The organism is Pseudoxanthomonas sp. LjRoot127 (genome assembly GCF_964253495.1).
Classification (GTDB): Bacteria; Pseudomonadota; Gammaproteobacteria; order Xanthomonadales; family Xanthomonadaceae; genus Pseudoxanthomonas_A.
This window is the reverse complement of record NZ_CAXUQR020000001.1, coordinates 98,630-119,429: the sequence shown is the minus strand read 5'-3', so window position 1 is coordinate 119,429 and position 20,800 is coordinate 98,630. Positions and strand designations below refer to the sequence as shown.

Here is a 20,800-nt window from a genome sequence, read left to right as displayed (position 1 = left end):
GGGTCATGGACAAGCGCATGAAGATGAAGCTGTTGGACTACACGTTGATCACGCTGCTGGCCGGTGCGGCGCCGATGGTGGCCGCGCAGGAAGCGGCCACGACCGCGGACAACCCCGCGCAGGGCGAAGGCGCGACGGTCACGTGCGATACGGAACGCTGCACCAGCGAGGACGGATTGTTCTTCCGCCTGCGCACGCGCAGCTACGGCGACCCGGTGACGCAGGCGACCGGCGCGCACGCCACCTCGGTCGCGCTGCAGCCCGACCGTCGCGTGACGGTGCAGGCGGCATCGCCGGCCAAGGCGGTGGTGACCGGCAAGTTCTCGATCGACCTGCCCGGCGGCGGCGCGATCTGGGCGACCGAAGATCCCACGCTCGGCCAGCCGGAACTGTCGGTGTCCGCACCGTCGTTCGCGGCATTCGATGGCACGGGCATCCTCAAGCCGGTGCCGTTCTACGTACGCGGCAACTATCCGGCCTTCATCGCGCGGCTGGAGATCAGCGTGTATCGCGCGAGCGATGCGGACCTGATCGAGCCGCTGGCGACCGTGCCGCTGGACGTGGCTGCGGTGACGCGCGCCGAATGGGACGGCGCGCTGCCGGCCAGGTACCGCTTCCGCAAGGGCGATGAGCTGGTCTACGTGCTGCGCGCTACGGGAGCCGACGGCCAGGTCGACGAAACCCTGCCGCGCACGTTGCAGCTGGTGTCGCCGGAGGAAGCCGAACGCGGCGCCACCGCACTGCGCACGAGCACCGAGCGTCAACTGGGCAATGCACTCAGCACCGAGCAGGCGCAGGCGCAGAGCCTGATCGACGACGTCTTCGCGGGAAATGGCCTGCGCCAGCAGAACATCCCGCTCTACGGCTCGCGCGTGCGCATCCAGGGCCGCAACCTGCCCGCCGATGCCGCGTTGCGCATCAACGGCCAGGACTACCCGGTGGACCTGGAGCGCAAGTTCGTCGCCGAGTACCTGGTGCCGGTGGGCAAGCATCGCTTCGACATCGTGGTGGGTGGACATGGCGACGGGGAAGCGTCGACGCCATCGCATTCGATGGACATCGACGTCACCGGCCGCTACTTCTTCGGCGTCGGCCTCGCCGACGTGACCATCGCGCAGAACAGGATCAGCGGTTCGTCGGCCTCGTTCCAGGGCGATGCGCGCTACCAGGACGACGTGATCAGCGACGGCCGGCTGGCGTTCTACGGCAAGGCGAAATGGCGGGGCAAGTACCTGGTGACGGCGCAGGCCGATACCACCGAACGCGATCTGGAGCGCCTGTTCGACGGCTTCACCCAGGCCGATCCGCAGGACATCTTCCGCCGCCTCGATCCCGACCTGTACTACCCGGTCTACGGCGACGATTCGAACACCTATCGCGACGTCGACACGATGGGGCGCTTCTACCTGCGCGTGGACTGGGACAAGAACCAGGCCCTGTGGGGCAACTATGCGACCGGAATCACCGGTACCGAATTCGGCCAGTACCAGCGTTCGCTGTACGGTGCGGCGCTCAACTGGCGCTCCAATGCCAGCAACCGGTGGGGCGATGCCGGCAGCGAACTGCGTGTGTTCGGGTCCCAGCCGGAGAGCGCGCCGGGCCACAATGAATTCATCGGTACCGGCGGCAGCCTCTACTACCTGCGCCACACGGACCTGCTGCCCGGGTCGGACGTGGTGACGCTGGAGGTGCGTGATCGCACCACCGGCCGTACCGAGAACCGCGTGGTACTGCAGCGGGGCACGGACTACGAGATCGACGAACTGCAGGGCCGCCTGCTGCTGACGCGCCCGCTGGCGCAGATCAGCCGCGACAACAATCCCACGCTCACGCGCGATACGCCGCTCGATGGCCTGGAGCAGCGCCTGCTGGTGGACTACGAATGGGTGCCGTCCGGTTTCGACGCGGACGAGCTCACTGTCGGCCTGCGCGGCAAGCACTGGTTCGGCGACCACGTCGGGGTGGGGGCGACCTACATCGACGAAAGCCGTGCGGGCGAGGACTACACGCTGAAGGGCGGCGACCTCACGCTGCAGGCGGGCAAGGGCACCTTCGTGAAGGCCGAGTACGCGCGCAGCGAGTCGTTCGGCCTGCCGGCATTCTTCTCCGACAACGGCGGCCTGAGCTTCATCCAGCAGAACGACACCGCGCTGAACCGCGAAGGCGAGGCGAAGGCACTGGAGGCACGCGCCAACTTCAAGGAACTGGGCTGGACCGAGCACGACTGGAGCGCCGGGGCCTGGTGGCGCCGCACCGACGCCGGCTATTCGGTGTCCCGCTACGACAACGGCCTGCCGGTGACCGAGTATGGCGCCGAAGTGCTGGGCCAGTTTGACCAGAACATCCGCCTGTACAGCCGCTACACCCGCGCCGAACGCGGCACGGACACGCTGGACCAGGCGCAGGCGACGGTGGAATGGCGGATCAGCGACGACGGCACGCTGGGCGTGGAAGTGCGACGCGTGAACGAGGAAAGCGGCGCCGTCGATGCCGCCGGCACGCTGGCGGCGCTGAAGTACCAGCACCGCATCGGCAGCGCGTGGGACGTGTATGGCGTGGCCCAGTTCACCGTGGACGACGACGGCGGCCAGTATGCCGACAACGACGCCTACACCTTGGGCGCCAGGCATCTGTTCGGCGACAACTCGTCGATCGGCGCGGAAGTCACCGACGGCGATCGTGGCAATGCGGCGACGGTCAATGCCGAATACCGCATCACGCCGGAGCACACGTTCTATGGCGGCTACACGCATTCGACCGACACCACCGGCTACGACTCGCTGTTCAACCCGAAGGGGCAGAACGGCTGGACGCTGGGCCAGCGCTGGCGCATCTCGAATCAGGCCAACGTGTTCAACGAAAGCCAGTTCCTGAAGGAGCGCGACACGTCGGGCCTGGCGCACACCTTCGGCATGGATTTCTATCCGGCGCGCGGTTGGAACACGGGCTTCACCCTGTCGCAAGGAGAACTGGAGAACGCACGATCCGGTGGCGTGGTGGATCGTCGCGCGGTCAGCGTGTCCGGGGGCCACACCTCGCCGGAGACCGACTGGCAGAGCAAGCTGGAATGGCGTGAGGACACCGGTGTGGAACAGCGCGAGCAGTGGGTCAGCACCACGCGTCTGACCCATCGCTTCAGCGACAGCTGGCGCATCGCGGCCCGCCTGAACTATGCCGACACCGACGACCGGCTCAATCCGCAGGAAGGCGCCAAGTTCATCGAGGGCAGCGTGGGCTTCGCCTACAGACCCTGGAACAGCGAGCGATGGGGCCTGTTCGGGCGCTACACCTATCTGTACGACTTGGCGAGCATGGGCCAGCTGGGCGGCGCGGAGGTCGACCAGCGCTCGCAGATCGTCTCGCTGGAAGGTGTGTACAAGCACGACCAGCACTGGGAGTTCGCCGGCAAGCTGTCGCGTCGCGAAGGCGAGGTGCGCATGGGGCGGGGCACCGGCGTGTGGCTGGACTCGGCCACCACGTTCGGCGCCGTGCAGGCACGTTACGAACTGCGCACCCGGTGGCATGTGCTGGGCGAGTACCGCTGGCTGGACGTCGAGGACGGCGGTGCACGGCAAGGCTTCCTGGTCGGCGTCGACCGCGACCTCAACAAGCACTTCCGCATCGGTGCGGGGTACAACTTCACCCGCTTCAGCGACGACCTGACGGACTTCCACTTCGATCATCGCGGCTGGTTCGTCAACATGACCGGTACGTACTGAGCGGTCCGGGTGCGGCCAGCATGAGGGAAGGCGGGTTTCGGTCCGCCTTTTCCTCGGGCATCGCGTACGGTGCCGCAGGACACACCGTCCTTGCCCATGCGACGCGCTGTCGCAGGCCATCGCCGATAATGGGCGCATGGAATCCGTGAAGACTCGATCGGCCGCACCCGCTTCGCTCTGGTCCGGCCGCGGACTGGTGCTGCTCGGCATCGTGCTGTCCGCTTTCAACCTGCGTACCGCGGTCACCTCGCTGACGCCGTTGCTCGACATGCTGGGCGACACGTTCGGTTTCGGTGCCACCCTCACCGGCGTGTTCGGCATGCTGCCGACCGCGGCGTTCGCGCTGTTCGGCGTGGCTACGCCTGCATTGGCGCACCGCATTGGCCTGGAACGGACGGCGCTGCTGGCCATGCTGCTGGCGATGCTCGGCCTGCTGCTGCGCAGCGCGGCGGGCGACACGACGGCCCTGATGGCGGCTTCGCTCACCGCGCTGGCCGGCATGGGCATCGGCAACATCGTGCTGCCGCCGCTGGTGAAGCGCTACTTCGCCGACCGCGTGGGCACGGTCAGCACGCTGTACATCACCGTGCTGCAGGCCGGCACCATCCTGCCCGCGCTGGTTGCCGTGCCGGTCATGGAAGCGGCCGGCTGGCGCGTCTCGCTGGGCCTGTGGGCGGTCTTCGCCGCCGCGTCGGCGGTGCCGTGGTGCCTGGTGCTGTGGCAGGAGCGACAACGCAACACCCCGCTCGCCCGCGCGCACGACGCAGCGGTTGCCGTCGATGACGAGGCGCCCGAGCTGGCGGCACCGCGACCACAGGGTCGCGCATGGCGGTCGCCGGTGGCGTGGGGCATGGCGCTGATGTTCGGCATGACCTCGCTGGTCACCTATTCGATGTTCACCTGGCTGCCCAAGCTGCTGGTCGAAGCGGGCGGCACGCCGGCGCTGGGCGGCACCATGGTGGCGCTGTTTTCCACGCTGGGGCTGGTGGCCTCGCTCACGATGCCGCTGATCGCCGTGCGCATGCGCAATCCGTTCATCGTGGTGGTGGTCTGCGCGGGCTTCTACGCCGCCGCGTTCGCCGGCCTGCTGCTCGCACCGATGGCGGCACCTGCGCTGTGGGTCGCGCTGCTCGGCCTGGGCCCCAGCACGTTTCCGCTGTCGCTGACGATGATCAACCTGCGCACGCGCACGCCCGAAGGCTCCGCGGCGCTGTCCGGCTTCATGCAGGGCGTGGGCTACACGCTGTCGTGCGCTGGACCGCTGGCGTTCGGCCTGCTGCACGAACACACGCACGGCTGGACGCTGCCGATGGCGTTCCTGGGCGCATGCGTCGGCGTGCTGCTGGTCGGCGGGTACCTCGCATGCAAGCCGCGGTACCTCGAAGATACCTGGCAGTAGCAAGCCCTAAGGGGGCCGAGTCGAAGGCGATCCCAGCGTGCGAGCCTTCCATTGCGGAGATGCTGGGTATCGCCGTACTCAGCTCATCCTGCGAAGCGGGACAAGGCTTAACCCCCCAACTTGATCTCCAGTTTCGCCCGCATCTGCTGGCGAAACTTCGTCGCCAGCGCGGCGAAACCCGCGCCCGTCGGGTGCATCTCGTCGAACCACTGGTCGCTGCGGGTCAGTACGCCGCGCAGGTCGACGAAGTCGAAGACCTTGCCGGTGGTACGGTCGTCGCGCAGCGGCACCAGCACGCGGTCGACGAACCCGTCGATCAGCAGGCGCGCGAACTCGCTTTGCTGCTCGATGCGTGGCAACACGTGCGAGACCTTGTTGCCGATCCACGGGCCCACGCCTTTCTTCAACAGCGCGGCGGCACCCAGGTTGCCCAGGGTCAGCTGCGCGGCGCGGCCGAGCTCGCGCGGGTAGTCGTAGGTGTGCGCCAGGATCGGCGTGTGCGGACGAATGGCCTGGAAGGAGGTGACGAAGGCACGGTAGCGGTCCAGTACCTCGGCATAACGACCTGTGTCCACGACACGCTGGAACGCCGCCGCCGGGTTCATCGGTGCCGCCCCGCGGAACGTGGCCTGCAGGAAGGTGTCGACGAAGTCGTTGCCGCCTGCGCTGACCAGCACCAGGTCGAATTCGAACCCGCGATACCACGTGGACAGGTCGCGGATGCCGCTGGCCGTGAACATGTCGGTTGCCAGATCCCCGCTGTCCTCGGTACGGAAGAACAGGCCGCCCGCCCCGAACAGCGGCACGCCCTTCTTTTCGTCCTCCGGCGCGGGGTACACCAGCCAGTCCAGCAGGTTCATCGACAGTGGCGTGGAGAACCACGAGTCGCCTTCGCAGAACACGATGGGCGTGGAGGCGAAGGCGGCGGGCTTGCGGGCGAGGGCGCGGTACAGCGTGCGGAATTCACCGCGGCGGGTGGTCATCAATGACTGCGAAGCGGGCATCGGGTGTCTCCATGGGGCAGGGGTCCCCAAGAGGGATCAACGTACTTGATAGGCGAGGGCGGCCGTCTCTACGATAGTGCAGCGCCAATGCTGTATCCGTCTGGTGGACCCGCCGAGTGGGACGTTGGTTGCCGCACGCACCGCATCTTCGAAGCTCTGGAGTTTGGCCATGCTCGCGTCTTTCTTGATCGTGGTAGGGGTTGCCGGTCCGATGGTGAACGACTTACCGGAAGGCTGGCGCTTGCCGACCAGCGCAGAACTCCAGCACCCGATGCTACCGGAGTCGCCAGCAGCGTTTACCCGTGTGATTGCGGACCTGGATGACGATGGCGGCGATGACACCGCGCTGCTCCTGAAAAGTACGACGAGCAATGCTGAAGCGCTTTGGGTGCGGATGTCGGGCAAGGAGGGGCCCGCTTGGGTCCGGGTCGATGAAATTTCATGGGGGAGTGACTTCGCCAATGTCGGCCTCGTCATGAGGATCGACGCGGCGGAACCCGGGATCTACGCGTGCCCTGCTGCGGAGGAAGTCTGTCAGCAGGGACGAGATAGCGCAGCACGCAGTCTGGTCCTCCCCAACACGGGGATCGAGTATTTCCGTCTCGGCAGTGCATCATCCCTTTACTTCTGGGACAGCGCGCAGCGGAAGTTCAAGCAGGTCTGGTTGAGCGACTAGCCGACGAGGTCGCCAGGCTCGGTTTAGCCGACCTGGCCGCGCCAAGCCACGAGCTGAATGACGCACGCGTCGCTGAGGTCGGCATTCCGTTCGGCGCACGTGGTCCGCATGCTCGCAGTACTCGCCGGCGACCTTCCGATTCCCATCGTCGAGTCGCATGCGACTCGGGTGCGACTCGAAAATCGTCGAGGGCGAGTGTCCACGCTTCGGGGCTGCAAGCCTCCACGTGCCGGCCGCCAAGCCTTGGGTGTCGGCCGCAAGGCGCGAAGCCTCGCGCTTCACCCGCCACATGTCGTTTGCGAGGCTTCGGCCGTTGAAGCGACAAGCGTATCTGGCTCTCGCGCGACATTTTTCGTGTCTCCGGCGAAACGCTGGAGGTCACGCGCGCGTCTTTTTCGCTGATGGGTGGGATTCGGAAGGTCGCCGGCGAGCCGTCGAGGCTCGACGACGGCCGGCCGACGTTCGCTGCGGGCACCTGGAAAGGGGAGGGTGAGCCTGCACGGGTTGGACGCTGGTCACCGCACCTGTGTTCCGGACGCGGGCGACCGCCGTTGGCTTTCCCATACCGATGGTTTACAGGAAGTCACAACGACTTCCGGCAGGGGTTTGCCGACCGGGGCGGTGCTATCTAGTCGGTTTCCTGACACCGCTGGGGAGCACCGCATGACCACCCGTCGTGACCTGTTCAAGCTGGGCGCGCTGGCCGCCGCCGCCGCCGCGCTGCCGTCGTTCGCCTCCGCCGCCAGCGAGACCAAGCCGGTGGGCAAGGCGGCCAAGCCGCTCAACATCCTGATCCTCGGCGGCACCGGCTTCACCGGGCCGTTCCAGGTCGAATACGCGCTCAAGCGCGGCCATAAGGTCACGCTGTTCAACCGCGGCAAGCGCCCGTCGCCGGAATGGCCGTCGACCGTCGAGCAGCTGCACGGCGACCGCAACACCGGCGACCTCGCCGCGCTGAAGGGCCGCAAGTGGGACGTGTGCATCGACAACCCCACCAGCCTGCCGTTCTGGGTGCGCGATGCGGGCCAGGTGCTGAAGGGCAACGTGGGCCACTACCTCTTCATCTCCACCATCTCGGTGTACGCCGACGGCAGCAAGCCCGGCATCAACGAGGCCTCGCCGCTGGCGCAGTACAAGGGCAAGGATGCGATGGCCGAAACGCAGCAGACGCTGCGCGCCGACATCGAGAACCTCTATGGTCCGCTGAAGGCGCTGAGCGAAGCCGAAGCGCACAAGCAGTTCGGCAAGAACGTCACCATCGTGCGGCCCGGTTACATCGTCGGCCCGCGCGACGAGACCGATCGCTTCACCTACTGGCCGCACCGCGTGGCGCAGGGAGGGGAGATCCTGGTGCCCGGCGATGGCCAGGACCCCATCCAGATCATCGACGGCCGCGACCTGGGCGAATGGATGATTCGGCTTGCGGAGACGCGCACGCTGGGCACCTTCAACGCCTGCGGGCCGGACTATTCGCTGTCGATGGACGCCATGCTGTACGGCTGCCAGGCCGTCACCGGCGGCGGCATGACGCTCACCCACGTGCCGCCGGCGTTCCTCGACGAGCAGCAGGTCGGCCTGCCGATCTGGGTGCCGTCGAAGGACAACCCGTACGCGGGCTACGGCGCGGTCAGCAACCAGCGTGCGATCACCGCGGGGCTCACGTTCCGTCCGCTCGCCACCACGGTGGAAGACCTGCTGGCGTGGTTCCGCAGCCTGCCGGCCGAGCGTCAGGCCAAGTTGGGCGCGGGCATCACGCGCGAGAAGGAAGCCGAACTGCTTAAGGCGTGGCACGCGCGCAAGGGCTGAGGCATCCCCGCGCGCGGGCGCGACCGCGACCGCGCCTTATACCGCGAGTCCCTATCGCTCCCGACGCACCAGCGTGCGGTCCACCGGGCCGCGACGCTGCCAGTCCGGCACGACGCGCTCGCTGGACACGCTGTCGGCGGATGCCGGCGTTCCCGTGCCCGTCGCCATCAGCGATGGAATCGATGCAGCGGTCGCTGCCTCGTCGAATTTCGGCGCGATGTCCGTGCCCTGCATGAGGCCCAGCGGCGCGTAGCCCGTATAGCCGGGGAACACCTGGCTGAGGTTGGCGTTGCCCATGCGGCGGATGAGGATCTCCGACATCACGCGGCGGTAGTCGGTGGTCACCGGCACGTCGCCGAAGGTAGGCGAGAGGGTTTCCGGATTCAGCCCGGGCCAGCTGCCGTAGAAGCGGCGCCCGTTGACCGGGCCACCCAGCACCAGCATCGGATTGCCGTAGCCATGATCGGTACCGCCGTTGGCGTTCGCCCGCACGCGACGGCCGAATTCCGACTGCACCACCACCGTCACCCGCGCCATCTCGCCGGTGCCGTTGAGTTCGGCATAGAACGCGGCCAGCGCCTGCGACAGTTCGGCGATCTTGTTCTGGTAGTAGTGATAGCCACTGCCCGCGGTGCCCTGACCCTCGTGCGTGTCCCAGCCGCCCAGGTCCAGCGTGGCGTAGCGCAGGCCCAGGTTGAAGCGGATGGTCTGCGCGATGGTCCACAACTGTTGCGCGAAATTGCCGGTCGGCCAGCTGGCCGGCAGGCTGGCGTAGCCCTGCTGCCCGATCAGGCGCAGCGCGCCGTCCGCGCGGCGGCCGTTGACCTCCATGCCGGTCTGGCCGTTCCACAGCGAAGCCACGGTCTCGCTGACGCCGCGCAGGCCGCTGGGCGAATCGCTGCGCGTACGCTGCCAGCTCCACGCGGTGGTGTTGAGCGAGAAGTCGGACGGGCTGCTCATGGTCAGCGCATCGATCGCGCCCATCAGGCCGGCGGGCTGCGTGCCGCTGACCCCGAGCGCCGGCAGGGTGCCGGTACCGTTGGGTCGCGTTTCCCAGGCGCGCGTCATCCAGCCGGTCGGCGAACCGTACTTCCCGGGCGTGCCCAGGTCGATGTACAGCTGCGCGTCGAAGTGGCTGCGCGTTACCGTCGTCGCCATGCCGCAGGCATGCACGATGGCCATCCTGCCGTCGTTCCACAGGTCGCGCAGGCCGGTGGCGGACGGGTGCAGGCCGAAGCCGGTACCGGCGCCGCCGGACAGCGTCAGCGGCAATGCACCGTACGCGCCACTGGTCTCGATCTTCAGGCTGGGGCGCGCTTCCTCGTAGAAGCCGCGGTCCACGCCGTCGATCGGGACGACCAGGTTCAGGCCATCGATGCCGCCCCGCAGGAACAGGTGCACGACGGTGTCGTAGCTGTTGACGGCGGCATCGACGGGGTCGGCGAACATCAGGCTGGCGCCGGTGGTGCCGACGATGGCGGCCGCGCCGCAGCCTTTGACGAACTCGCGTCGGGTCAGTCGGAAATCGGTCATCGTCGCCTCAGCGGCTCATGAATTCGGGAGTCATCAGGATCAGCGCCACCAGGCTGCGCAGGCGCTCGTGGTTGTAGTGCCGCTTCAGGTCGCTGCCCTGCCACGTGTTGGTGTCGGTGATGACGTAGGTGTTGGGATCGCCGTTCTGGGCCATGAACGCCACCAATGCCTGCTTGCGCGCGGCCTCCGGCTGGTAGCCCAGCAGGCGCGTGCACCACCAGGTGACCAGGGTATTCGCGGTCCAGTTGGCGACGGGCACGTTCGCGCGCGTCGTGTCGACGATCGGGTGCAGCGGCACCTCGCCGTCCTTGGTTTCGGTCAGCCAGCCCAGCAGGCGCCAGGTCATGGCGTAAGAGTTGGAACCCGACCACGCCAGGCCGGCATCGGGATACCCGTTCGGCGCCGGCCAGTTGTACGGGGTGTGGCCGGTGAACCCATAGAGCCACATGAAGTCGCCGCTGCGGCCATGGTCCAGCCTGAGCGTCCAGTCGCCGCCCAGCGTGCGCATCGCGGCCACGGCGCAGTCGAACGGGCGGCGGTTCTTCTGGCCGAAGCTGTTGATGAAATCGTCGGAATTCAGGATGTGCCGCAGCACCAGTTCGATCTGGTTCGGGGCGCGCCAGTTGGCGCGGAAGATCGCCGCCGCGCTGTCGATCAACGCCTGCTTCGGCGTGTCGCTGATGAAGCGGCGGATCAGCTTCTTGCAGATGAACTTGGCCACGCGCGGATGGCTGGCCAGGCGGTCCAGTACATCGCGGCCGTCCTTGAGCGCCGGTTGTTCGGGATAGATCAGCATGCCGAGCAGGAACTTCGGCCCGGCGTCGTGCCATGACTGCCGATAGACGAACGTGCCGTCGTTCTCGGTGGGGAACTGCCAGTGCCCGTTCTTCGCCGACCAGCCGGTGAACGCGGCGGAGGTTTCGTACACGTCGATGTCGGTGTAACCGATCGGGTACGCCGGATCCTCGGGGCAGGGCGGCACCTGGAACGGATCCATGAAGCCCAGGTAGTTCTCGGCCCCGAAGGTGTGCAGCTCCAGCAGCTCGCGGGCGAAGTTCTCGTTCGGGCCCGAGCGCGAATTGCTGATGTTGTCCAGGTAATACAGCATCGCCGTGCTCTGGGCCACGCCTTCCAGCATCGTGCGGAAGTTGCCCTTGGCGTTGGCGCGGATCACGTCGCGGTCGTAATGCACGAACACGGGTCCCACGCTGAAATCGGTGCCCAGCACGTTGAAGTGGTCGTGCCAGAAGTTCACCAGCACTTCGCGCAGCTGGCGGCGCGAGTACACCGCGCGAACGAAGGCGGCACGCTGCACCTCGTTGGCGGGGCGCATGCGGATGTTGTATTCCGGGTCCGGCACCACGTGGTCGGCCCACAGCTGGGCGAGCGACTTGTTGAGCGTGGTGTAGCCGCCGGCGGTGAGGCGAGTGGTGACCGCGCTGTCGTCAATCGCATCCCAGTTGAGCTGCCAGTCGACATAGTTGGCCAGGCGCTGGCGGTCGCTGCTGCCCAGCGCATTGAACTCGGCGACCGTGGTGGCGGTGGCGCCGTAGCTCAGGTTGTTGAGTGCCTGCACGGCGAACGGCGGGCGAGCCAGGGTCAGCAGCCGGGGATTCGACTGTCCCATCATCACGCGGCCACCGGTCGGCACGGCCATGGCGTCCGGTGCGGGCGTGGTGTCCTTGGGACTGGCGCGCTCGCCGCCTTTCCAGCCGTACAGGCGATTCAGGCGCTGACGGACCTGCGTGCCGATGTCGGCGGTCGCCACCGGCGGTCGTTCGGGGCCGGCGTCGCGCCGAGCGCGTGCGCCGACGGCCGTGCGCCGGAGTGGGCCACGCGCGGCGAGCCGACGCCACGGGACGGTGTAGTACGCCATGCGGATTTCCCTGCCTTCCCCGGAATGCGGGAAGTATTGTGCAAGCGCGATGCCCCGTTTGGGACCGCGCGCACAGGCCGGTCACGCCATGGGTGGCCTCAGACCCAGCCCGTGGCGTAAAACACGCCGATGATCACGAACACCGCCGTGGTCTTGATCAGCGTGATGGCGAAGATGTCCTTGTACGACTGCCGGTGGCTGAGGCCGGTAACAGCCAGCAGGGTGATCACCGCACCATTGTGGGGCAGGGTGTCCATGCCGCCGGAGGCCATCGACGCCACGCGATGCAGCACCTCCATCGGGATGCCGGCCGCGTTCGCGTTGGCGATGAAGCTGTCCGCCATGGCCGCCAGCGCGATGCTCATGCCGCCCGAGGCCGAACCGGTGATGCCGGCCAGCGCGGTGACGGAGATCGCTTCGTTGACCAGCGGATTGGGAATGGCCTGCAGCGCGTTGGCCACCACCAGGAAGCCGGGCAGGGCAGCGATGACGGCGCCGAAGCCGTATTCCGAGGCGGTGTTCATCGAGGCCAGCAACGCGCCGCCGATGGCGCTCTTGGTGCCTTCGGCGAAGCTGGCGAACACCGGCTTCCACGCGAACGCGATCACCGAGACGATGCCGACCAGCAACGCGCCCTGCACGGCCCAGATCGCGGCGACCTTCGAGACCTCCTGCACCACCGGTGCGGGATTGCCGATCACCGCCGGGATGAAGGACTGGCTGTCGCCGTAGAAGCCCGGGATCCAGCGGGTGAACAGGAAGTTCGCCACGCCCACCAGCAGCAGCGGCAGGATCGCGATCAGCGGATGCGCCAGGCGATCGCCCCTGAAGGGTTCGGGTTCGTTGCGCAGCTCTTCGCTGCCGGCATAGCCCTCCCCGTTGCGCGCGGCCACGCGACGCCGCCATTCCAGGTACGTCATGCCGACGATCAGGATGAAGATGCCACCGATGGTACCCAGCACCGGCGCGGCCCAGCCGGTGGTGCCGAAGAACGAGGTGGGGATGATGTTCTGGATCTGCGGCGTGCCCGGCAGTGCATCCATGGTGAAGGTGAAGGCGCCCAGCGCGATGGTGCCCGGCACCAGCCGCTTGGGGATGTCGCTCTGGCGGAACAGTTCCGCCGCGAACGGATACACCGCGAACACCACCACGAACAGCGACACGCCGCCGTAGGTCAGCAGCGCGCACACCAGCACGATGGACAGCATCGCGCGCTGCGCGCCGACCACCTTGATGGTCGCTTTCACGATCGCCTTGGAGAAGCCGGAGATCTCGATCAGCTTGCCGAACACCGCACCCAGCAGGAACACGGGGAAGTACAGCTTCAGGAAGCCGACCATCTTGTCCATGAACAGACCGGTGAACATCGGCGCGACCAGTGACGGATCGGTGAGCAGCACCGCGCCCAACGCCGCGATCGGCGCGAACAGGATGACGCTGTAGCCGCGGTAGGCCACGAACATCAGGAAACACAGCGCGGCCAGCACGATCAGGAACGACATCCAACACTCCTCGGCCAGCGCCGGTTGCAGTGCGGCGAGTATCCGCAGGGCCGTGCCGGCCGTCCCACTGTACGAAGGTACGATGCCCTCCGCGCGGGCCACCCCCTAGTGTTCGCTTCAATCGGCGGCACCCGCCCGCCGCCAACGTCATACCCGGGAGGGGGAGACCCATGAAGCGCAAGCACCTGAGCCTGGCCATCGGCTGTGTCCTGTTGTCGTCCGTGCCTGTGGCATGGGCGCAGGACGCCGCGCCGGCCGCCGGCACGCCAGCCACCAACGCCACCACGCTCGATTCGGTCAAGGTCACCGCGCGCAAGCGCGAGGAGACCCTGCAGGACGTGCCGGTCGCGGTCACCGCGTTCACGCCGGAGACGCTGGACAAGCTCAACATCAAGGACCTTGGTGACCTCGATGCACAGGTGCCGAACCTGACCGTGTACGCGGCGCGCGGCTCCACCAGCACCGTGACCGCCTATATCCGCGGCGTGGGCCAGGCCGATCCGCTGTGGGGCGTGGACCCGGGCGTGGGCATCTACCTGGACGACGTCTACATCGCCCGCCCGCAGGGTGCGCTGCTGGACGTGTTCGACGTGGAGCGCATCGAAGTGCTGCGCGGACCGCAGGGCACGCTGTACGGCAAGAACACCATCGGCGGTGCGATCAAGTACATCTCGCGCGGCCTGCCGCAGGAGACCACCGGCTTCGCCTCGGTCACGGTGGGCAACTACAACCAGCTGGACGTGAAGGCGGCGCTGGGCGGCGAGATCGGCGGCAAGGACAGCGGCCTGCGCGGCCGCGTCTCGGTGGCGAGCATGAACCGCGACGGCTTCGGTGAGAACACGTACACCGGCCAGGAGGTCAGCGACAAGGAGATCAACGCGGTCCGCATGCAGCTGGGCGCGTACTCGCAGGACGATTTCGACGTGCAGTTCGCCTTCGACTACATGGACGACCAGTCCGGTGTGCGCGGTGCGAAGATGCTGGCCCCGAACCCGCTGGCCCCGGCCTATCCGCCGACCAGCGACCGCTACGACATCCGCAGCGGCATGAAGAACATCAACGACACCGAGATGAAGGGCGCCTCGGTCACCGCCAACTGGCGGCCGAGCGACAACTGGGCGTTCAAGTACGTCGCCGCCAAGCGCGAATCCGACACCGAGACCAACATCGACTTCGACACCACGCCGTTGCCGCTGGTGGACGTGCGCGCGTTCTACAGCGACAGCCAGGTCAGCCAGGAACTGCAGGCGAACTACGATGGCGGCGGCCGTGCCCGTGGCGTCATGGGCCTGTACTGGTTCAATGGCGACGCCGGTGGCCAGGTGCTGAACTATTTCTGGAACCCGCTGCTGGCCACCGGCCTGACCAATCCGCTGTTCGGCGACACCCAGGGCGTGGTCAACACCAAGAGCATCGCGCTGTACGCCGACTGGACCTTCGACCTGACCGACCGCCTGAAGCTGGACGTGGGCGCGCGCTACACGGACGAAGACAAGCATGCCGTCGCGCTGAACCGCTTCTACACCAACAACCAGTACGAAACGTCGTGGGGCACGGCGGCGAACTTCGACAAGACGGTCAACTTCAAGAACGTCTCGCCGAAGGTCTCGCTGGACTACCAGGTCACCCCCGACATCATGGTCTACGGCCTGGCCTCGCGCGGTTTCAAGTCGGGCGGCTACAACATCCGCGCCAACACCACGGCGGTGCCGCGCTCTGGCGAGCCGTTCGACGACGAATCGGTCGACAGCTTCGAGATCGGCAGCAAGATGTCGTTCCTCGACCAGCGCGTGTTCCTGAACCTGTCGGCGTTCCACAACAAGTACGAGGACATCCAGCTGTCGGTGTTCACCTCGTACACGCTGCCGAACGGCTCGCAGAGCTTCTTCGGCGACTTCACCAATGCCGGCAAGGGCACCGTGAACGGCGTGGAAGTGGAGTACCAGTTCCTGCCGACGGCCAACTGGCTGATCAGCGGCAACCTGGCCTGGCTGGACGCGAAGTACGACGAGTTCATCACCAGCGGCGTAAACGTGGCCGACAGCCAGCGCTTCACCAATGCACCGGAATTCTCCGGCGCGCTCAACGTGGAGTACCGCACCGACCTGGCCAACGGCGGCAACCTGTCCGCGCGCGTGGGCTACTCGTACCAGTCTGAAGTGTGGCCGACCACCGACCTGAGCCCGCTGATCCGGCAGGAGGGCTACGGCCTGGTCAACGCGGGCGTGATCTGGAAGCTCGACGACGCGTGGAGCCTGTCGCTGCAGGGCACCAACCTGGCGGACGAGGAGTACCGCACCACCGGTTACAACATCGCCGCCTATGGCGTGCTGACCGGCTTCTACGGTCCGCCGCGCCAGTACAGCCTGACCGCGCGCTACGACTTCTGACGCGTAGCCCCAGGCGACGCGGCGCTGTGCATGCAGCGCCGCGTCGTCGTTCGTGGGCGGGTGCGCGGAAGGCGGGCGCGCCTCAGGGTTTGCGGGCGGGGCGTTCGGGCTTGCGCGGCGACGCCGGGTACTCCTCAGCCAGCAGGCCCGCCACACCGGTGGTCGGAGCCGGGGTTCCCTTGTCGGTCCTGGCGACCGAGCACTCCTGCTTGTCCTGGGCCAGGTTGGGGCAACTGACGCACTGCTTGCCGTCGGTATTGTTGACGCAGATCTCGTAGTTGTCGCCCTTGTTGGCAATGCTGCAGTCCGGGCCACGCGATATGCAGATGCCGAGCGCTGTACTGGTGCGCGTTGCCCAGGCGGGCGCGGATGCGGCAAGCAGCACGAGGGACAGCGCGGCGAAGCGCAGGAACATGGGGTTGTGCATGGCGATCTCCTTTTTCGACTCCGTGTGGGCACCCCCTTGGGCCCGGCGATGACGGAGCCGCGTGGCGGCAATCCCCTCGGAAGGAGCGTTCCGAGCGGCTTCGTCATGAGGAAGAACGAGGCCCTGCGCAGGCATCGGCCACGGAAACGGGCAGGGGACAGTGCCGATCGTCGGCGCGGTAAGATCGTGGCTGGGCGGAGAGGACCATTCGAGGAAGCATGCTGAGCATCGGCATCGTGGTGCTGGCGGGGCTGCTCTGGCTGGGCGTGCTGTTCGGCTCGGCGCTGTATGCCGAACACCATCCGCGCGTGCTCGCGGTACAGTGGCCCTACATCTACGCGTTGTCGCTCGCGGTGTACTGCACCTCGTGGACGTTCTTCGGCACAGTGACGCAGGCCGCGCGTTACGGCTGGCCGCTGCCGCCCACCTTTGTCGGCACCATCCTGCTGTATGTGTTCGGTGCGTTCCTGCTGGTGCGGCTGGTGCGCATGGCGCGCGAATCCAACGCGACCTCGCTGGCCGACCTGATCGCCACGCGGCTGGGCAAGGACGGCTGGCTGGCGGCCACCATCACCCTGGTCGCGGCGCTGGGCCTGATTCCCTACATCGCGTTGCAGTTGAAGGCGGTGGCGATGAGCTTCGCGCTGCTGACGCGTTCGCCCGGCAACGATGCGCTGCCGGCCTGGCAGGACAGCGCGCTGTACGTGGCGCTGGCGATGGCGGTGTTCGCGATGCTGTTCGGCACGCGGCGCGCCAGCGCGGTTGAGCACAACCGCGGCCTCGTGTTGGCGATGGCGTTCGAATCGCTGTTCAAGCTGGCGGCGATGCTGGCGCTGGGCGTGTTCGTCTGGTGGGGCCTGCCGGAATTGCCTGACGTGCCACCCGTGCAGGCCCCGCCGTCGACCACCTACGGCTTCCTGCCATTGGTCGCGCTCGGCGTGCTGGCGATGTTCACCCTGCCGCACCAGGTGCACGTGGGCGTGGTCGAATGCCGCGATGAGCGGCATGTGCGCACGGCGCGCTGGCTGTTCCCGCTGTACATGGTGCTAATGGCGGCGCCGCTGTTGCCGCTGGCGCGCGCCGGTGGCGCGATGTTCGGCGATGCCGTGCCTTCCGATCTCTACGTACTGGCGCTGCCGCTGTCGCAGGGGCACCAGGGCCTCGCGCTGCTGGCTTTCCTCGGCGGTCTGAGCGCGGCCACCGGCATGGTGGTGGTCAGCACGCTGACGCTGAGCCTGATGATCGGCAATCACTGGCTGGCGCCGGGCCTGCTGCGCGGTGGCTGGTTGCGCGGCACCGGCGGCGACCTGCGCGGTGCGGTGCTGGCGCAGCGGCGCATCGGCATCGTCGCGGTGATGCTGTTGGCGTGGGCCTACAGTCGGTTGGTCGCCGGCAACGATGCGCTGGCCGACGTGGGCGCGGTGTCGTTCTCCGCGCTGGCCACGCTCGCCCCCGCCCTGGGTTTCGCGATCTGGCGCCCGCAGACGCCACCGCGCGCGGTGATCGCCGGCATCGTGGTCGGTTTCTTGGTCTGGGCCTGGCTGTTGCTGTTGCCGGTGACGATGGATGCGCGCGGACTGTCGCCGGCGTGGTTGCAGGAAGGACCCTTCGGCATCGCGGGGCTGTCGCCCGATGGCTTCTTCGGCCTGACCGGGTGGAGCCGCCTGGGGCGCGCGGTCGGCGTCAGCCTGTTCTGCGGCACGGCGGTGACGTTGCTGGTGATGGGCTGGCGCGGCAACGCGCCGCGCCGCGCCGACAGTCGAGGTTTCGACAGCAAGACCTTGCGCGATGCGGGTCGCCGGTTCCTGCCGCGCGAACGGGTCGAGGAATTGCTGGCCGACGCACCGCGCACCGGCCCCGTGCCCGGCGTGATCGAAGCGCGCCTGGAGCGCGAGTTGTCCGCGGTGCTCGGTTCCGCGTCGGCCCGCCTGCTGCTGGATGCCGCGCGCCGCGAGAGCGGCGACCTCGATACCGTGGCGGCGATCGTCGGCGAGGTCTCGCAGGACCTGCGCTTCAACCAGCAGGTGCTGGAAGCGGCGCTGCAGAACATGAGCCAGGGCATCAGCGTGATCGACCGCGAGCAGCGGCTGGTGGCTTGGAACCGGCGCTACCGGGAGATGTTCGGATTTCCGGCGGAGATGCTGCAGGTCGGCCGACCGATCGCCGAGCTGACGCGCTGGGCGCTGGCGCGCATGCCGCAGCGCGGCCAGGACGAACGCGCGCTGGAGCGCAGGTTGGCCTTCATGCGCGCCGGCACGGCGCACCTCACCGAGCGCGTGTTCCCCGATGGCAGCATCGTCGAGATCCGCGGCAATCCGATGCCGGGCGGCGGATTCGTCGCCACCTACACCGACGTGACCGCGTCGCGCCAGGCCGAACGCCAGCTCAAGCAGGCGAACGAAACGCTGGAGCAGCGCGTCGCCGAACGCACCGCACTGCTCGAGAGCGCCAAGCGCGAGGCCGAGCATGCGAACGATGCGAAGAGCCGCTTCCTGACCGCGATCGGCCACGATCTGTTGCAACCGCTGCACGCGGCGCAGTTGTTCACCGACGCGCTGTCGCAGCAGCTGCCGGAGGCGCGCCAGCGCGACACGGCGCTGCAGGTACGCGGCGCGCTGGATTCCACCACGGACCTGCTGACCGGCCTGCTGGACATGTCGCGCCTCGAAGCGGGCGGCCTGCTGCCGGAGCCGCGCGACTTCCCGCTGATGGAGGTGCTGGAACCGCTGGCGTCCGAGTTCCGCGTGCTGGCGAACGAACGCGGGCTGTCGTTCGACATCGTGCCCACGCGTGCGTGGGTGCACACCGATCCGCAGCTGCTGCGGCGCATCCTGCAGAACTTCCTGGCCAATGCCGTGCGCTACACGGTGCGTGGCGGCGTGCTGCTGGGCGTGCGTCGCCATGGCGACCGGCTGCGCGTCGAAGTATGGGACACCGGCCCCGGCATCGCCGAAGCGGAGCAGCGGCGGATCTTCGAGGAATTCCGTCGCGGCGAGGATGTCCCCGGGCAGGGACTCGGACTGGGTCTGTCGATCGCCGACCGCATCGCCGCGCTGCTGGAGGCGCCGTTGTCGTTGCGGAGCCGGCTGGGGCAGGGTGCCGTGTTCGCGGTGGACCTGGTGCGGGTGGCGACGCCCGCACCTGCGCCGGTGGCCGTGGGCAAGCCGGGCCTCGCCGGTCGCCACGTGCTGGCCGTCGACAACGATCCGGCGGCGTTGTCCGCGCTGCAGCAGGTGCTGGAAGGGTGGGGCTGCAGCGTGGCCAGCGCGGGTGGAAGCGCAGGCGCGGAGATGGCGCTGCGTGAGCGTTCGGCGGACCTGTGGTTGTTCGACTTCCATCTAGATGACGGCGACACCGGCGTGGCGCTGGCCGAACGTCTGCGCGCCACGCACGGTGCTCGTCCGTGCCTGATCCTCACCGCCGACCAGACCGATGCCGTCCGCCGCGCGGTGCGCGATGCCGACCTGCCGCTGCTGGCCAAGCCGGTGCGGCCGCTGGCGTTGAAGTCGGTGCTGGACCGGCTGCTGGCCGCACGGGTCTCTGATGTGGGAGCGACGTAAGTCGCGATGGTTACGTGCGGAGACTGTCCGCACTTCTGGTTCGTCATCGCGACTTACGTCGCTCCCACAACCGCGAACGCTAGAATGCGCGCCTGGATTCCGGAGTTCGCGCATGCCATACACCCCCATCGTCGCCACCCTCGGCTACGTTCTTTCGCCCGATCGTTCGCAGGTGCTGCTGATCCATCGCAACGCGCGCCCGGATGACCAGCACCTGGGCAAGTACAACGGGCTGGGCGGGAAGATCGAGCGGGATGAGGACGTGGTGGCCGGCATGCGCCGCGAGATCCATGAGGAGGCGGGCATCGACTGCGACGCGATGACGCTGCGTGGCACGATCAGCTGGCCGGGCTTCGGCAAGCTCGGCGAGGACTGGCTGGGCTTCGTCTTCCTCATCACGCGCTACAGCGGCACGCCGTTCGAACGCAATCCGGAAGGCACGCTGGAATGGGTGCCGGTGGAGAAGCTCATGGAGCTGCCGCTGTGGGACGGCGACCGCCACTTCCTGCCGCTGGTGTTCGACGACGATCCGCGTGGCTTCCACGGCGTCATGCCGTACCACGAGGGCCGCATGGTCTCGTGGGACTACTCGCGGATCTGAGCGGCGCTGCTCGACCCTGTAGGAGCGACGTGAGTCGCGACCGGAAGGCAGAGGGGGCACTGCACCTTGGATGAGCGCTGATTCCTACGGCATATATTTCTCCTCGTCCGTGTCATCCACGGAACAACGGAGACCAAGGTCGACGGTCGCGACTCACGTCGCTCCTACAGGGAACGGCCGCATGTTCCACGATCACGCTTGTCCACACGCTGTGTGGATCGGCGTTGGGAAAGCATGTGGATAACCGCGCGGCCGCCTTGCGCCGCAAGCCTGTCAAGGCGTGTGGCGAAATTTTGACCAGTGCGTG

At 67.6% G+C, this 20,800-nt stretch carries 12 protein-coding genes; 7 read left to right on the top strand and 5 right to left on the bottom strand.

Annotation, left to right across the window (positions count from 1 at the left end; all coding sequences use genetic code 11):
- Window positions 1-5: 5 nt before the first annotated feature.
- Both ACSQ19_RS00610 and ACSQ19_RS00605 read left to right on the top strand, forming a co-directional pair.
- Window positions 6-3,719: a hypothetical protein gene (locus ACSQ19_RS00610; RefSeq protein WP_435999237.1), complete on the top strand. Its 3,714-nt coding sequence runs from the start codon at window positions 6-8 to the stop codon at window positions 3,717-3,719.
- Between the two features lie 136 nt (window positions 3,720-3,855).
- Window positions 3,856-5,118 carry a CynX/NimT family MFS transporter gene (locus ACSQ19_RS00605; RefSeq protein ID WP_296282678.1) on the top strand — a complete coding sequence of 421 codons (1,263 nt, stop codon included), beginning with the start codon at window positions 3,856-3,858 and terminating at the stop codon, window positions 5,116-5,118.
- 107 nt (window positions 5,119-5,225) lie between these two features.
- Here ACSQ19_RS00605 and ACSQ19_RS00600 read toward each other — a convergent pair whose 3' ends face one another.
- Window positions 5,226-6,122, bottom strand: a complete 897-nt coding sequence (locus ACSQ19_RS00600) for a hypothetical protein (RefSeq protein ID WP_435999235.1) — start codon at window positions 6,120-6,122, stop codon at window positions 5,226-5,228.
- Window positions 6,123-6,291: 169 nt separating this feature from the next.
- Here ACSQ19_RS00600 and ACSQ19_RS00595 point away from each other — a divergent pair, with 169 nt between their 5' ends.
- Window positions 6,292-6,798, top strand: coding sequence for a hypothetical protein (locus ACSQ19_RS00595; protein ID WP_435999234.1), 507 nt, complete (start codon window positions 6,292-6,294; stop codon window positions 6,796-6,798).
- 663 nt (window positions 6,799-7,461) lie between these two features.
- Window positions 7,462-8,604 (top strand): NAD-dependent epimerase/dehydratase family protein, encoded by a 1,143-nt coding sequence (locus ACSQ19_RS00590; RefSeq protein ID WP_435999232.1) that lies wholly within the window; start codon window positions 7,462-7,464, stop codon window positions 8,602-8,604.
- 51 nt (window positions 8,605-8,655) lie between these two features.
- Here ACSQ19_RS00590 and ACSQ19_RS00585 read toward each other — a convergent pair whose 3' ends face one another.
- The 3 genes from ACSQ19_RS00585 to ACSQ19_RS00575 all read right to left on the bottom strand — a co-directional run bounded on the left by ACSQ19_RS00585 (window position 8,656) and on the right by ACSQ19_RS00575 (window position 13,515).
- Complete coding sequence (locus ACSQ19_RS00585; protein WP_435999231.1) at window positions 8,656-10,137, bottom strand: DUF1501 domain-containing protein; 1,482 nt, start codon at window positions 10,135-10,137, stop codon at window positions 8,656-8,658.
- Between the two features lie 7 nt (window positions 10,138-10,144).
- Window positions 10,145-12,013: a DUF1800 domain-containing protein gene (locus ACSQ19_RS00580; protein WP_435999230.1), complete on the bottom strand. Its 1,869-nt coding sequence runs from the start codon at window positions 12,011-12,013 to the stop codon at window positions 10,145-10,147.
- Window positions 12,014-12,111: 98 nt separating this feature from the next.
- Complete coding sequence (locus ACSQ19_RS00575; protein WP_435999229.1) at window positions 12,112-13,515, bottom strand: GntP family permease; 1,404 nt, start codon at window positions 13,513-13,515, stop codon at window positions 12,112-12,114.
- Window positions 13,516-13,685: 170 nt separating this feature from the next.
- On the opposite strand from ACSQ19_RS00575, the gene ACSQ19_RS00570 reads away from it, so the two are divergent.
- The gene (locus tag ACSQ19_RS00570; protein WP_299343094.1) at window positions 13,686-15,905 is read left to right on the top strand and encodes a TonB-dependent receptor; all 2,220 of its coding nucleotides are present in this window, start codon (window positions 13,686-13,688) and stop codon (window positions 15,903-15,905) included.
- Between the two features lie 82 nt (window positions 15,906-15,987).
- On the opposite strand, the gene ACSQ19_RS00565 is transcribed toward ACSQ19_RS00570, so the two are convergent.
- Entirely contained in the window at window positions 15,988-16,332 is a 345-nt protein-coding gene (locus tag ACSQ19_RS00565; protein WP_296282685.1) for a hypothetical protein, read from the bottom strand.
- Between the two features lie 218 nt (window positions 16,333-16,550).
- On the opposite strand from ACSQ19_RS00565, the gene ACSQ19_RS00560 reads away from it, so the two are divergent.
- Window positions 16,551-19,892, top strand: coding sequence for a PAS-domain containing protein (locus tag ACSQ19_RS00560; protein WP_435999227.1), 3,342 nt, complete (start codon window positions 16,551-16,553; stop codon window positions 19,890-19,892).
- A 112-nt stretch (window positions 19,893-20,004) separates the two neighbouring features.
- A complete protein-coding gene (locus ACSQ19_RS00555; protein ID WP_435999225.1) occupies window positions 20,005-20,493 on the top strand; it encodes an NUDIX hydrolase in 489 nt (162 codons plus the stop codon).
- The last annotated feature ends 307 nt before the right edge of the window (window positions 20,494-20,800 follow it).

Excerpts from the sequence above, each read along its gene's own strand:
- ACSQ19_RS00610 (WP_435999237.1), top strand. The coding sequence starts at position 6 with ATGGACAAGCGCATGAAGATGAAGCTGTTGGACTACACGTTGATCACG.
- ACSQ19_RS00605 (WP_296282678.1), top strand. The coding sequence starts at position 3,856 with ATGGAATCCGTGAAGACTCGATCGGCCGCACCCGCTTCGCTCTGGTCC.
- ACSQ19_RS00600 (WP_435999235.1), bottom strand. The coding sequence starts at position 6,122 with ATGCCCGCTTCGCAGTCATTGATGACCACCCGCCGCGGTGAATTCCGC.
- ACSQ19_RS00595 (WP_435999234.1), top strand. The coding sequence starts at position 6,292 with ATGCTCGCGTCTTTCTTGATCGTGGTAGGGGTTGCCGGTCCGATGGTG.
- ACSQ19_RS00590 (WP_435999232.1), top strand. The coding sequence starts at position 7,462 with ATGACCACCCGTCGTGACCTGTTCAAGCTGGGCGCGCTGGCCGCCGCC.
- ACSQ19_RS00585 (WP_435999231.1), bottom strand. The coding sequence starts at position 10,137 with ATGACCGATTTCCGACTGACCCGACGCGAGTTCGTCAAAGGCTGCGGC.
- ACSQ19_RS00580 (WP_435999230.1), bottom strand. The coding sequence starts at position 12,013 with ATGGCGTACTACACCGTCCCGTGGCGTCGGCTCGCCGCGCGTGGCCCA.
- ACSQ19_RS00575 (WP_435999229.1), bottom strand. The coding sequence starts at position 13,515 with ATGTCGTTCCTGATCGTGCTGGCCGCGCTGTGTTTCCTGATGTTCGTG.
- ACSQ19_RS00570 (WP_299343094.1), top strand. The coding sequence starts at position 13,686 with ATGAAGCGCAAGCACCTGAGCCTGGCCATCGGCTGTGTCCTGTTGTCG.
- ACSQ19_RS00565 (WP_296282685.1), bottom strand. The coding sequence starts at position 16,332 with ATGCACAACCCCATGTTCCTGCGCTTCGCCGCGCTGTCCCTCGTGCTG.
- ACSQ19_RS00560 (WP_435999227.1), top strand. The coding sequence starts at position 16,551 with ATGCTGAGCATCGGCATCGTGGTGCTGGCGGGGCTGCTCTGGCTGGGC.
- ACSQ19_RS00555 (WP_435999225.1), top strand. The coding sequence starts at position 20,005 with ATGCCATACACCCCCATCGTCGCCACCCTCGGCTACGTTCTTTCGCCC.